Below are 14664 nucleotides of genomic sequence, written 5' to 3' on the forward strand. Positions count from 1 at the left end.
ACAAGCAACATGAGCTGCCAAAAGTATGTTCAAAAAAAATCGTTCACTAACTGGTCTATACATATTATTTACCTAAACAAAACTGGGAGAACAACTGGTTGATGAGGCTGTCTTGGACAGTGTCGCCTACGATTTCGCCTAGGAGCTCCCACGTCCGCGTGACATCGATTTGAATCATATCGACGGGCACGCCTGCCTCTGCAGCGGACAAGGCATCCTGGATGGTTTTATGAGCCTTGTGGAGCAATGCAATATGTCTCGCATTGGATACGTACGTCAGATCGCCCGCCTCGAGCGTTCCTTCGAAGAAAAGCTTGGCGATTGCTTCTTCCAACTCATCAATGCCTTCTTCCTTCAGGATGGAAGTCGTGACGATCGCACCAGTGCCAGCCAGTTCTCTCACTTGCTGCATATCGATCTTCTGTGGCAGGTCAGTTTTGTTGATGACGACAATGAGATCCATTCCCTCAGTTGCTTCGAAAAGCCGTATATCCTCTTCCGTTAGTGGCTCGGAACTATTCAGGACAAGCAAAATAAGATCTGCTTCCTTCAGGACTTGACGGGATCTTTCAACCCCGATCCGCTCGACGATATCCTCCGTCTCCCGGATGCCGGCCGTGTCTACGAGACGCAACGGCACTCCTCTGACGTTTACGTATTCCTCTATAATATCACGGGTCGTTCCTGCAATATCGGTGACAATTGCTTTATTCTCCTGAACGAGGCTGTTCAACAAAGAAGATTTACCGACATTCGGCCTTCCGACGATGACCGTCGATAATCCTTCACGAAGGATTTTCCCTTGGGATGAAGTGCGAAGAAGTTTCTCAATCTCTTCTTTCACCCACGTCCCTTTTTCGATCATGAGTGGAATGGTCACTTCTTCGACGTCGTCATATTCCGGATAATCGATATTCACTTCGACTTGCGCCAATGTTTCAAGAAGCGCTTGCCGCAGTTCGCCGATCAGCCTGGAAAGCTTTCCTTCCATCTGATTCAAGGCGACATTCATCGCCCGATCCGTTTTTGCACGGATCAGGTCCATGACTGCTTCGGCCTGTGATAAATCAATGCGTCCATTCAAAAATGCACGCTTGGAAAACTCGCCCGGTTCTGCAAGGCGAGCCCCTTCTTTCAACACAAGGTTGAGGACGCGGTTTACCGCCACCACGCCGCCGTGGCAATTCACTTCGACGACGTCTTCTCGGGTGAACGTCTTCGGAGCCTTCATGATGGATACCATGACTTCCTCGACGATTTCATCCGTGGACGGATCTGTTAAATGCCCATAATGGATTGTATGTGATTGTTCATCCGCAAGTTTTTTCCCTGACGGAGAACGGAATATTTTATCTGCAATGCCGATAGCCTCATCTCCACTAAGCCGGACGATGGCGATAGCCCCTTCCCCCATTGGAGTCGATATGGCAGCTATTGTATCAAAATGCACACTCTTCACCTTCCTAACTCGGTTACCCACATGTGGATAACCTGTTTTGACTTGACTATCTGACAACATATAATAACACAAATCCAGCCATTCTCATAGTTGTGGGATCAAAAAAATGTGGATAACTTATAACAAAGGCAAAGCTGTCAAATTTTTGCGGGAGTTTGGGAGTGTTTGACGTGAGTTAGAGCTAATTATGCTCGATTTTGCAGGGGTGATGCGCAAGTTTAGGATGCATATGCTCACCTTGGACCTCTTATTTCACTGGTGCATCCACTTTTCTCCGAGGGGAATCATTTGCAGGCAAACAAAAACCCCGTGAAGTTTCACGGGGTTCCCTATTAACTGATCGGCTCGATGACAAGGTATCGGTTCGGATCGGTTCCTTCCGAATACGTTTCGATGTCCAATCGATTTGATAATGCGTTATGAATGACTTTCCTTTCATAGGAAGGCATCGGTTCCAGTTGAACTTTTCTTCCATTCCGGACGGCTTGATCGGCCATCCTTTCCGCAAATTGCTCCAATGATTGTTCGCGGCGTTCACGATAGTCGCCTACGTCAAGGCGCACAACTTTGAATTGCTCGGATGTTTTATTGGCGACGAGCTGGGCAAGCTGCTGCAAAGCATTCAATGTTTGACCTCGTTTGCCGATTAGGTATGCCGCTTTCTCGCTCTCCAATTGGAAAGATAAATATTTCCCATCCATTTCGTGTTTAACGACTAGATCGTCAATTCCCATCGCTTTGGCAATTTCCGTCACATAAGCTTTCGTTTCATTGATTGCCTGCTCGTCCGACATAGCTGGATCCTTGGCTTCCGCCTCGATTGTTTGCATTGCCAGTTCAACAGCCTGAGCTACTGTTTCATCTCCAATTGGCGGTTCTTCCGTTTCTGCCTGAATGTTTTCCTTCTTCTCTTCAAGTTCTTTCGCTTCTTGCTTGATTGGTTCTTTTAGTGTGACGGTCACTTCTGCTTCTCTTGCACCAAATCCGAGAAACCCTTTCTTTCCGGCATCCACTATTTCAATATCGACTTCTTCACGCGTAACATTGAGCTCTTGTAGGGCCGCCGCAATCGCAACCTCTACTGTTGCCCCCTTTCGCGTTATCTTTTTCATTTCCTTTTCCCTCCTACTTTTACAGGTTCCACTTCTTTTTTCTTAAATGGTTTGTAAATGAAGATATTCTGGATAATTGAAATGATATTACCGATAACCCAATAAAGTGCAAGTGCTGCTGGTAGGAATGTACCGAAAATAATGATCATGAAAGGCATGATATACATCATTGCTTTCATTTGAGGATTGTCCATTGCAGGACCTGTCCGTAAAACGACAAACTGCATGAGTCCTGCAACAACTGCCAGCGTAATGCTCGGCGCCGCAAGTTCGAACCAAAGAAATTTCCCGATTTCAATTTCCGGTGTAGCATTCATCCGGCTGATAGCATGATAAAGCCCGATGATGATCGGCATTTGAATCAAAACTGGCAGACATCCTGCAGCAGGATTGATTTTCTGCTCCGTCATCACCCTTTGCATTTCTTCGCGGTATTTTTGCTGCGTCACAGCATCCTTCGATTTGTATTTCTCTTTCAAGCCGGCAAGGATCGGCTGCATTTGCTGCATTCGCTTCGAATTTTGGGCTTGCTTGATCATTAATGGAAGCAAGACAAGTCGGATGATGATCGTTACTGCAATAATTCCTAGTCCATATGTACCGAGTAGGTCTTTGAATGTGACAATCAAGGACACTATCGGCCAGACAATGTATTTATTCCAAAAACCTTCGCTCGATTCATATATCGGTTGGTTGAATTCCGAACATCCGGCAAGGAATACTGACAACACGGTCAGCATAAGTAATAACGCGGCTCTTTTTTTCAAATCGTATCCCCCAAATCTGTTTCTATGAAATATCGGTGATTTCAGTTTATCATGAACATTTATTACGTTCTACTTCTTACTCAATAACGCCTCTACGCTTGTTTCGATTTGAAGGCTTTGGCGATCCTTAAAACATGCTGCAAGCTTTTTTTCGTTTCGTGGAAATCAAGTGTGGTCGCCTGATGTCTGGCGATAATAACATAGTCCTGATCATTTTTCAGCTCTTCTTTCATTTCCAGGAAGGCTTGGCGGATATAGCGTTTTATACGATTACGCGTCACCGCATTCCCTAATTTCTTGCCGACGGATAGTCCGATCCTGAATTCTTGTTGCCCTTCCTTCCTATAGGAATAGACGACAAATTGGCGATTCGCGACTGACTTCCCTTTTTTAAATACTTTTTGAAAGTCCTCGTTCTTTTTGACCCGCTGACGTTTCTTCAAACCCTTCACCTCCATGGATCCCGTTGATTTTCGACCTAAGCAGACGCTTTACTCGGACAAGCCGCCTTCTTCTCCAATCAACAAATGAGCACTCATTGGTTTATTATCCAAACGATTAACAGGATGCTCATATAACAAAGAATATATTTCAATATATAGTAGTAAAAAAAAAGACCACTGAGTTAGTGGTCTTATGCTGAAAGCACTTTTCTTCCTTTGCGACGACGAGCAGCGAGAATTTTACGACCGCTTTTTGAGCTCATTCTTGCACGGAAGCCGTGAACTTTACTACGTTTACGTTTATTTGGTTGGAATGTACGTTTCATTTAAAGACACCTCCTGCATTGTCCCTCTACAATCTGACAGTCTTGAACAGTATAAAGGGCACAGCCGAAGATGTCAACCGTTTTTTCTACATGCAGTTTCACGCCATCCATCCCAACTTACAAAATTCAACCGCGACATTCGACAAATCACTTATCCACAACTACAAAAATCGACAACTGAATAATATGTTCATAGAAATTTTTCCCCATTTTTTTATGCACAGGTCTTATCTACAACTTCTACACATACAAAAGGCTGTGGATAAAGTATTTCTCCACAATTGCCGTTACTGTTAATAACTCATAGAATACCTTGTCATTCTTATAGTTTCTTGATACAATATAGAGGATTTTGCTGTTGACAAATTTATAAGCCCATTTTATTATCCACAATTGTTGATAGGTTGTGGATAATTTTTTCAACACTTTTGGATATTTCTTATCCACAGGAACGAATTCTGTGTATAATACATATTCCTGTGTTTTTTTATTTTCTATGTAAAGGAGGCCCACGAGTGGATCAGCTTGAAAAATTATGGAACGATGTTTTGTCGAAAATTGAAGACAAAATTTCAAGGCCGAGTTTTGAAACCTGGCTCAAATCGACAAAATTGATGTCCTACGGCGACGAGAACGTTACAATTGCTGTTCCAAATTCGTTTGCGAAGGATTGGCTTGAGAATCATTATGTGCATCTGATCACAGGCATCCTTTCGGAATTGACTGGAGAAGATCGACTCATTCATTTCGTCGTCCCAAAAGAAATGGAAGAAAAAGATTTCCAAGTCCCGAAACCGGCAGTAAAACAGGCAGACAAGTCAGCCATCCAATCAGCATCTGTCATGTTGAACCCAAAATATACATTCGATACATTCGTCATCGGCTCGGGCAACAGGTTTGCTCATGCCGCATCGCTTGCTGTAGCCGAAGCGCCGGCTAAATCATATAACCCTTTATTCATCTATGGAGGCGTAGGGCTTGGGAAGACCCATCTTATGCACGCAATCGGGCATTATATTATGGAACAGGATCCATCCTCCAAAGTCGTTTATTTATCATCGGAGAAGTTCACGAATGAATTCATCAATTCAATCATGAATAACAAAGCTGGTGATTTCAGAAATCAGTATAGGAACGTAGATGTCCTGCTAATTGACGATATTCAATTCATCGCCGGAAAAGAACAGACGCAAGAGGAATTTTTCCATACTTTTAATACATTGCATGAGGAATCGAAGCAGATTATCATCTCGAGCGACCGTCCTCCGAAGGAAATCCCGACGTTGGAAGACCGCCTCAGATCCCGTTTCGAATGGGGTTTGATAACGGATATTGCGCCTCCTGACCTGGAGACACGGATTGCGATCTTGCGCAAGAAGGCGAAAGCGGATGGACTGCTTGATATTTCGGATGATGTGATGCTTTACATCGCCAACCAGATCGACACGAATATCCGTGAATTGGAAGGGGCTTTGATCCGTGTCGTAGCCTATTCCTCACTCGTCAATATGGACATTACGACTGATCTGGCAGCGGAAGCTTTAAAAGATATCATTCCTAATTCCCGCCCACGGACTGTCAGCATATTGGATATCCAAAAAACAGTCGGGGAACATTACAATATACGGCTAGAAGACTTCACAGCCAAAAAAAGGACGAGAGCGATTGCATTCCCTCGTCAAATTGCTATGTATCTTTCACGTGAACTTACGGATTCCTCTTTGCCTAAAATAGGATCCGAATTTGGCGGCCGGGATCATTCGACCGTCATCCATGCGCATGAAAAAATCTCCAAGCAACTGAAGGATGATCAAAATTTGCAGCAGGATATTCAAGAAATTAAAAGCATCCTTGGCCGTGGATGACAATCCACATGTGAATAACTCTTGGAAAACGAAACAAGATGTACACACATTATGCACATGTGAATTGTTTTCTAACATATAGGATTTCAGGGCTTATCCACATTTCCACAGCCCCTATTACTATTACTATCTTTATTACTTAACTAATAATTATATAAGCGAGGGTACAAAATGAAATTTGAAATAATGAGAGATTGGTTGCTCGAAGGATTGAATGATGTCATGAAAGCAATCAGTCAAAAAGTGGCCAATCCCATTTTGACCGGCGTAAAAATTGACGTGAATGAAAAAGGATTGACGATGACCGGAAGTGATTCGGATATTACAATTTGCACTTTCATCCCGGTTGAACAAGATGGTGAACAAATCATTCGAGTCATTGAGTCAGGTTCCATCATTCTTCAAGCAAGAGTGTTCAGTGAAATCGTTCGAAAATTACCGGAGAATGAAGTCATTATCGAAGTTGCCAACATGCAAACCCATATCCAATCCGGAAAATCCGAATTCCATCTGATTGGTTCCAATTCAGATGAATACCCTGTACTCCCGGATGTAAAAGATGAATATCGCTTCTCCTTGCCATCCGATTTGATGAAATCAATCATCAAGGAAACTGTTTTTGCTGTTTCGCAGCAGGAAACACGTCCGATATTGACGGGTGTACATTGGGAGACGGATGAAGAAAAGCTTGTCTGCGTAGCAACGGATAGCCACCGCCTTGCAAGAAGAGAGATCGTCCCTGAAATGATGCCAGAAAGCCCATTCAGCGTCGTTATACCTGGAAAAAGCCTTCAAGAGCTGAATAAAATCCTTCCGGATAACTCAGACGTTGTCGAAATCGTCATTGCGGATCAACAAGTTCTCTTCAAAACGAGGAATGTACTGTTTTATTCACGCCTTCTGGAGGGGAATTATCCGGATACTTCGAGATTGATCCCATCAGAATACAAAACGACCGTGCAAGTGAATGGCCGTAAACTATTGCAGGCAATCGACCGTGCTTCGCTGCTCGCTCGTGAAGACCGGAATAATATCGTCCGTTTTTCTGCAGACGGCGGCAACGCCATTGAAGTATCATCCAATTCTCCGGAAATCGGAAAGGTTGAGGAATTGATTGAGGCGATCAATGTAAATGGCGAGGATTTGAAAATTTCCTTCAGCGCTAAATACATGATGGATGCATTAAAAGCGATCGAAGGACAGGATATTGCCATCCATTTCACAGGTGCTATGAGACCATTCATCCTGAAATCAATGGAAAGCGACGCAATTTTACAATTGATTTTACCTGTCCGGACATTTTAAGAATCAAAAGACTGTCGACTAACAGCAGGCAAAGGAATGCAAACCGTTTTCCTTCGCCTGTTTCTTTTTATTTTTTGCACTCCCTTTTCACTTACATTTTTACTTACAGCTGAAAGTTCGGTAAAATAGAAGAACAGACTACTTTAAGAAGGATTGAAGCGGATGGAACTCATGAAAATCGATACTGAATTCATCACATTAGGCCAATTGCTCAAAATGTCGAATTGCATAAGCTCCGGCGGCATGGCCAAATGGTATTTGGAAGAACATACCGTTTACGTAAACGGAGAAGTCGATCGCAGACGGGGCAAAAAGCTGTATGACGGGGATATCGTCACTATTCCTGGCGCAGGCAAATTTAAAATATCAGCATCCTCAGACGGTCAATCGGATGTTCATTGAACGGCTAGCTTTAACGGATTACCGAAATTATGCTTCGCTTGATCTATCCTTTTCCCCGCATATCAACGTTCTGATCGGTGAAAATGCACAAGGCAAGACGAACATCATGGAGTCGATCTATGTATTATCGATGGCAAAATCGCATCGCACCTCCAACGATCGTGAACTTATACGTTGGGAACAAGAGTATGGTAAAATAGAAGGGGACATCCAACGAAAATATGGACGTCTTCCGCTTGAATTGACGATATCGAAAAAAGGCAAGAAGGCGCGGGTCAACCATTTGGAGCAAAACCGCCTCAGCCTTTATATCGGTCAGCTCAACGTTGTCATGTTTGCTCCGGAGGACTTGAATCTTGTAAAGGGAAGTCCACAGGTCCGAAGAAGATTTTTAGACATGGAAATCGGACAAATCTCCCCCGTCTATCTCCATGACCTGCTGACTTTTCAAAAGGTCTTAAAACAACGGAACGCAATCCTCAAAGATCATCGCGGCAAATTGGATTTTACGGACGTCATGTTCGATATATATACAGAACAATATATACAATTGGCTGTGCAGATCATCCGGAAACGATTTTATTTCATCGAACTGCTCCAAAAATGGGCAGAACCGATCCATAAAGGGATTTCTAGGGGCATCGAGCAGCTAAAAGTGACGTATGGGACATTAAAAGAGTTGGATTCTGGGCAGACTGCTGAACAGATGGAAGAAATACTCAGCCAAAAATTGCACGAAGCGAGACGTCGTGAGTTGGAACGCGGTATGACACTGATTGGACCGCACCGTGACGATCTCCATTTTTTTGTGAATGGCTATGATATCCAAACATACGGTTCACAAGGGCAGCAGCGGACAACGGCGCTGTCCCTGAAACTTGCGGAAATAGACCTGGTCAAACAGGAAGTCGGAGAAACTCCGGTTTTACTTTTGGATGACGTGCTATCCGAGCTCGATGATTACCGCCAGTCCCACTTGCTGAATATCATGCAGGGCCAGGTGCAGACGTTCGTCACGACGACGAATATTGCGGGACTCGACCACGAGACGATACGGAAAGCCGAACTGTATGAAGTATCGGCGGGCAAGGTTTGCGATAAAGGGAATTGAAGTCCCTTCCTGTTTGATAGTGATAGAAGTTTAGATTGATGTTCGGAAAGGAAAGGTGAACGTTTTGGCTATGGAAGAAAAAGAATTGCAGACAGCTTATGATGCGAATCAGATACAGGTCCTTGAGGGCTTGGAGGCTGTCCGTAAACGTCCGGGCATGTATATCGGTACTACGAGTTCGCGAGGGCTTCACCATCTTGTATGGGAAATTGTCGACAACAGTATCGACGAGGCGCTTGCGGGCTATTGCGATCATATTGAAGTGACAATTGAAAAGGATAACTGGATACGCGTCGATGATAATGGACGCGGCATACCTGTAGGCATCCAGGAATCGACAGGCAGACCAGCCGTGGAAGTCATTATGACGGTCCTTCACGCTGGCGGTAAATTCGGCGGTGGAGGCTATAAGGTTTCAGGCGGTTTGCACGGCGTTGGTGCCTCTGTCGTAAATGCACTTTCCGAGGTGACGGAAGTGTATGTGCGACGGGACGGAAAAGTTCATTTCATCAAGTTTGAACGCGGTGCCCTATCGCATGAATTGGAAATTATCGGCGAGACTGATGAAACAGGCACGCGTACACGATTCAAAGCAGATCCTGAAATTTTCACGGAAACGACAGTCTATGAATATGAAATATTGGCAAATCGTCTGCGTGAGCTGGCGTACCTAAACAGAGGACTACGCATCACGATTGCAGATGAGCGCGAAGAGGAAGTCCGCAAAGATACTTTCTACTACGAAGGCGGCATCAAATCTTACGTTGAACATTTGAATAAAAACAAAGAGCCGATCCACGAGGAACCGATTTTCATAGAAGGTGAAAAGGATGGCATCTCCATAGAAATTGCTATGCAATATAATAGCGGCTATGCGGAAAACCTGTTTTCATTCGCAAATAATATTAATACGTATGAAGGCGGTACGCATGAATCGGGGTTCAAGACTGCATTGACACGTGTTGTCAATGATTATGCCAGGAAGAATGGGATGCTGAAAGATTCGGATCCGAACCTTTCGGGAGATGACGTCCGAGAGGGATTGACGGCAATCATCTCCATCAAACACCCGGATCCGCAATTCGAAGGACAGACGAAAACGAAATTGGGCAACTCTGAAGTGAGCACGATTACAAATGCTTTATTCTCGGAAGGATTCCAACGTTTCCTTCTTGAAAACCCGACAACTGCGCGATTAGTTATTGATAAGAGCCTCATGGCGGCACGGGCTCGGATCGCTGCTAGAAATGCACGTGAACTGACACGCCGGAAATCTGCATTGGAAGTATCTAGCCTTCCAGGAAAGCTGGCGGACTGTTCTTCACGTAATCCGGCTATCAGTGAATTGTATATCGTTGAAGGTGACTCTGCGGGCGGTTCCGCGAAAAGTGGGCGCGACCGTCATTTCCAGGCGATCCTTCCGTTGCGCGGTAAAATCCTGAACGTTGAAAAAGCGAGACTTGACCGAATTTTAGGCAATGCTGAAATCCGGACGATGATCACAGCGCTTGGTACAGGAATCGGGGATGAATTCGATCTATCAAAGGCACGTTACCATAAAATCGTCATTATGACAGATGCTGACGTCGATGGAGCGCATATCCGGACGTTATTATTGACATTCTTCTTCCGTTTCATGCGCCCACTGATCGAGGCGGGCTATGTTTACATTGCACAACCTCCGCTATACCGTGTCAAACAAGGCAAGCATGAGGAATACTGTTTTGATGAAGTCGAGTTGCAGGAAATCCTGAATCGCCTTTCATCCACTCCGAAACCGGTCATTACGCGTTATAAAGGTCTTGGTGAGATGGACGCCACTCAGTTATGGGAGACGACCATGGATCCGGATCAGCGTACACTCCTTCAAGTGCATCTCGAAGACGCTTTCGATGCAGATGCAACATTTGAGCAATTGATGGGTGACGAAGTTGAACCGCGACGCAGATTCATCGAAGAAAATGCGATGTATGTAAAGAATTTGGATACTTGATTTATTCCATACAAGGAAATGAAAAGAACATGGACCTGCAACAGACGGGGCTTTGTTCAGTTGACAGGCTGTTCGTGAAAAGCGCCTGAGTTGAAAGGAGTTAGACAATATGGCAGATATGCCAAAACGTGGTGTCCAAGGCATTAACATCAGTACGGAGATGAAGACGTCCTTTCTCGACTATGCGATGAGTGTCATCGTCTCCCGGGCATTGCCTGACGTGAGGGATGGGTTGAAGCCCGTCCACCGTCGTATTCTCTATGCGATGCAGGATCTTGGAAACACCGCGGATAAACCACATAAGAAATCAGCCCGTATCGTCGGAGATGTAATTGGTAAGTATCACCCCCATGGCGACAGTGCCGTCTATGACACAATGGTCAGGATGGCGCAGGACTTCAACTATCGCTATATGCTCGTAGATGGCCACGGGAACTTCGGTTCGGTAGATGGCGATGCGGCTGCTGCGATGCGTTATACGGAATCGCGAATGTCCCGCATTGCAATGGAATTATTGCGAGACATCAATAAAGACACGATTGATTACCAAGATAACTATGATGGCCAGGAGAAAGAACCGATTGTCCTTCCGAGCCGGTTCCCGAATCTGCTTGTCAACGGAACTTCGGGGATTGCGGTCGGAATGGCTACGAACATCCCACCTCACCATTTGGGAGAGACAATTGACGGCGTACTAGCGATGGCAGACAATCCCGCAATCACTACCGAAGAACTGATGGAGATCATTCCAGGCCCTGACTTCCCGACTGGCGGTATCATTCTCGGGAGAAGTGGCATCAGGAGAGCTTATGAAACCGGCCGCGGTTCAATCATCATCAGAGGTAAAGTGGAGATTGAACAGCATTCAAATGGCAAGGAAACGATCATCGTGACGGAGCTTCCTTATCAGGTAAACAAGGCTCGACTTATCGAAAAGATCGCTGAGCTTGTCCGCGACAAGCGTATCGAAGGGATCACGCATTTGGCGGATGAATCCGACCGGACAGGCATGCGTATTGTCATCGAAGTCCGTAGGGATGCGAATGTCCACGTATTGTTGAACAACCTTTACAAGCATACCGCCCTGCAATCGAGCTTCGGCATCAACATGCTTGCACTCGTTGACGGACAACCGAAAATCCTATCACTGAAGGAAATCTTATATCATTACTTGGAACATCAGAAAGTGGTCATCCGGAGACGCACCCAGTACGAATTGAACAAAGCGGAAGACCGGGCGCATATTTTGGAAGGTTTGCGGATCGCCCTTGATCATATCGATGAAATTATCGCTCTGATACGCGGTTCGAAGACGACCGATGAGGCGAAAACAGGTCTCATGGAACGTTTCAACCTGTCTGAACGTCAATCCCAGGCGATCCTCGACATGCGTCTCCAACGTTTGACCGGATTGGAACGCGACAAGATCGAGAATGAATACCAAGAGCTATTAGTATTGATTTCCGAGTTGCGCGCCATTCTTGCAGATGAGGAAAAAGTGATCGATATCATCCGGGAGGAACTGCTTGAAGTGAAGCAGCGTTTCGCGGATGATCGGAGAACTGAAATCGGGAGCGGCGGAGCTGAAATGCTTGAGGATGAAGACCTCATCCCAGTTGAAAACTCGGTATTGACGTTGACGCACAACGGCTATATCAAACGGTTGCCGGCTAGTACGTACCGGAGCCAGCGCCGAGGGGGCCGCGGCATCCAAGGCATGGGAACGAACGATGACGACTTTGTCGAGCATCTGTTGAATACTTCGACACATGATACGATCCTGTTCTTTACGAGCCGAGGAAGGGTATTCCGAAAAAAGGGATATGAAGTTCCCGAGTTCAGCAGGACAGCAAAAGGGTTGCCAATCATCAATCTGTTGGATGTAGACAAGAACGAAAAGGTTACAGCCATGATTCCTGTCGATAAGTTCGAGGAAGATAAATATCTCTTCTTCGCCACGCGTGACGGCGTCGTCAAGCGTACATCGGTTGCCGACTTTGCCAATATCCGCTCCAATGGGCTGATTGCTTTGACATTACGCGGCGATGACGAATTGATTGGCGTGAAAATGACGAACGGCGATCAGAATATCGCAATTGGTACACGTGATGGAATGCTCATCAAATTCGACGAGCGTGATATCCGTTCCATGGGACGTGTAGCAAGCGGCGTGCGCGGGATCCGTTTACGTGAAGGAGATATCGCTGTCGGCATGGATACCGTGTCGGAAGGCGATGAAATACTTGTCGTAACCGAAAAAGGCTTCGGAAAACGGACGCCGGAACATGAATACCGCATCCAGTCCCGTGGCGGTTATGGATTGAAGACATTGAATGTCACCGAGCGGAACGGCCAGCTCGTGGCAATGAAAACCGTCGACGGATCGGAAGACCTCATGCTGATCACGATCCATGGCATTCTCATCCGCATGGATATTGAAGACATTTCCTCAATCGGCCGCAGCACGCAAGGTGTCCGTCTAATCCGTCTTGGAGAAGACGAGCTCGTCGCGACAGTTGCAAAAGTCGAGAAGGAACAGGAACAGGAAGAGCATGAAGAGGCAGAAGAGAATGACGGAAACGAAAATGGTATTGACGTGGAAATGGATCACGCCATTGAAACGGAACATATAGAAGAAACCGAAGAAGAATGATTTAAAAAGTTATTGAGACGGCAAAATGTCGCTCAATAACTTTTTTTCTATCGTCTATTTTGAATATTTGCAGTATGATAGACCTATAAAGACGATCGGAAAGTGGTGACATCATAGATATGGAAGTATATAAAACGATCAGTGAGTTGCGGGCAGGAATTTTACTTAAAGAAGATATATATGGCAAGACGAAGTATCCGATCATGCGAAAGGATACGGAGCTATCGCTGGAACATATAGAAGTGTTACAAGCATTCGGAGTGAAACGCGTGAAGGTGGAAGAACGGGTCATCCAGAAGGACATGCCTGATTCTGAGAAAACCGCTCCCATGAATGCAGATGAAGTTTTGGAAAATATTCCGGTGAGCATGTATCAGCTTCGCAAAGAATATAACGAAGCGGTTGGGAGTTATAAAAAGGAATTCAGCTATTGGCGGGCCGGCCAACGTCCAGACGTCCCAAAAGTCCGAGCATTTGTCATTCCGTTGCTTGAGAAGTTCATTAAGCAGAAAAAAATGCTTGTGATGTTAAATGATTTCTCCAATCCGGAAGAATACATTTATCATCACTCCGTCGCTGTCGGAATCCTTGCAGCGGCAATCAGCAACCAATTGGGGTATGAAAAAGGGGACACTTTGCAACTTGGGTTGGCGGGTGTATTAGCGGATTGCGGCATGGCAAAAATCTCGCCCGCTATATTGGAAAAGACTGCGTTCCTGACGAAAGAGGAATACAACGAAGTGAAAAAGCATACGTTGTTCAGCGTGAAAATGATTCAGGACACGCCTTTGCTCAGGCAGGATATGAAGCTGGCAATCCTTCAACATCATGAGCGCCTTGATGGGAGCGGCTATCCACGCGGAGAGAAAATGAGCACGATTTCGATATACTCTCAAATCCTCGCCGTCGCGGATGTCTTCCATGCCATGACGTCGGAAAGATTATATAGAGTAAAACATTCCCCGTACAAAGTAATTGAAATGATCAAAGAGGAAGAGTTCGGCAAATTCGACATAAAAGTAGTCGAAGCGCTTCTTCGACTTGTAGGCAATCTATCTATCGGTACACGTGTGAAGCTGACCGATGGGGAAATCGGCGAGATCATGTTCATCCATCGCGATAACCCATTAAGGCCGATGATCAAAAAAGAATCAGATGGAGTTATTATTGATTTGACAGCCCACCGCGGCATAGCGATTTCGAAGATTGTAGAATGAATGATTTAAAG

General features: G+C 45.3%; 12 protein-coding genes. 7 read left to right on the forward strand and 5 right to left on the reverse strand.

What is annotated here, in order from left to right:
• Positions 1 to 64: 64 nt before the first annotated feature.
• The 5 genes from mnmE to rpmH all read right to left on the reverse strand — a co-directional run bounded on the left by mnmE (position 65) and on the right by rpmH (position 4107).
• The gene (gene mnmE, locus NIT04_RS18525; RefSeq protein ID WP_252504972.1) at positions 65 to 1450 is read right to left on the reverse strand and encodes a tRNA uridine-5-carboxymethylaminomethyl(34) synthesis GTPase MnmE; all 1386 of its coding nucleotides are present in this window, start codon (positions 1448 to 1450) and stop codon (positions 65 to 67) included.
• A gap of 341 nt (positions 1451 to 1791) precedes the next feature.
• Positions 1792 to 2571 (reverse strand): RNA-binding cell elongation regulator Jag/EloR, encoded by a 780-nt coding sequence (gene jag / locus NIT04_RS18530; RefSeq protein WP_252504973.1) that lies wholly within the window; start codon positions 2569 to 2571, stop codon positions 1792 to 1794.
• A complete protein-coding gene (yidC, locus tag NIT04_RS18535; protein ID WP_252504974.1) occupies positions 2568 to 3338 on the reverse strand; it encodes a membrane protein insertase YidC in 771 nt (256 codons plus the stop codon). The genes jag and yidC overlap by 4 nt, the downstream gene beginning before the upstream one ends.
• Before the next feature lie 92 nt (positions 3339 to 3430).
• Positions 3431 to 3781: a ribonuclease P protein component gene (rnpA, locus tag NIT04_RS18540; protein WP_252504975.1), complete on the reverse strand. Its 351-nt coding sequence runs from the start codon at positions 3779 to 3781 to the stop codon at positions 3431 to 3433.
• A 191-nt stretch (positions 3782 to 3972) separates the two neighbouring features.
• Complete coding sequence (gene rpmH, locus NIT04_RS18545) at positions 3973 to 4107, reverse strand: 50S ribosomal protein L34 (protein WP_239432900.1); 135 nt, start codon at positions 4105 to 4107, stop codon at positions 3973 to 3975.
• Positions 4108 to 4622: 515 nt separating this feature from the next.
• On the opposite strand from rpmH, the gene dnaA reads away from it, so the two are divergent.
• From dnaA to NIT04_RS18580, 7 genes are all read left to right on the forward strand, one after another.
• Positions 4623 to 5972 carry a chromosomal replication initiator protein DnaA gene (gene dnaA, locus NIT04_RS18550; RefSeq protein WP_252504976.1) on the forward strand — a complete coding sequence of 450 codons (1350 nt, stop codon included), beginning with the start codon at positions 4623 to 4625 and terminating at the stop codon, positions 5970 to 5972.
• Between the two features lie 171 nt (positions 5973 to 6143).
• Entirely contained in the window at positions 6144 to 7277 is a 1134-nt protein-coding gene (dnaN, locus tag NIT04_RS18555) for a DNA polymerase III subunit beta (protein ID WP_252504977.1), read from the forward strand.
• A 162-nt stretch (positions 7278 to 7439) separates the two neighbouring features.
• Positions 7440 to 7679, forward strand: a complete 240-nt coding sequence (gene yaaA / locus NIT04_RS18560) for a S4 domain-containing protein YaaA (protein ID WP_252504978.1) — start codon at positions 7440 to 7442, stop codon at positions 7677 to 7679.
• Entirely contained in the window at positions 7669 to 8790 is a 1122-nt protein-coding gene (gene recF / locus NIT04_RS18565; RefSeq protein ID WP_252504979.1) for a DNA replication/repair protein RecF, read from the forward strand. Before yaaA ends, recF begins: the two co-directional genes overlap by 11 nt.
• 70 nt (positions 8791 to 8860) lie before the next feature.
• A complete protein-coding gene (gene gyrB / locus NIT04_RS18570) occupies positions 8861 to 10783 on the forward strand; it encodes a DNA topoisomerase (ATP-hydrolyzing) subunit B (RefSeq protein WP_252504980.1) in 1923 nt (640 codons plus the stop codon).
• A gap of 109 nt (positions 10784 to 10892) precedes the next feature.
• Positions 10893 to 13436, forward strand: a complete 2544-nt coding sequence (gene gyrA / locus NIT04_RS18575; protein WP_252504981.1) for a DNA gyrase subunit A — start codon at positions 10893 to 10895, stop codon at positions 13434 to 13436.
• Positions 13437 to 13555: 119 nt separating this feature from the next.
• Positions 13556 to 14653, forward strand: coding sequence for an HD-GYP domain-containing protein (locus NIT04_RS18580; RefSeq protein ID WP_252504982.1), 1098 nt, complete (start codon positions 13556 to 13558; stop codon positions 14651 to 14653).
• Positions 14654 to 14664 lie beyond the last annotated feature (11 nt).

It is taken from the genome of Sporosarcina sp. Marseille-Q4943 (assembly GCF_943736995.1).
Classification (GTDB): Bacteria; Bacillota; Bacilli; order Bacillales_A; family Planococcaceae; genus Sporosarcina.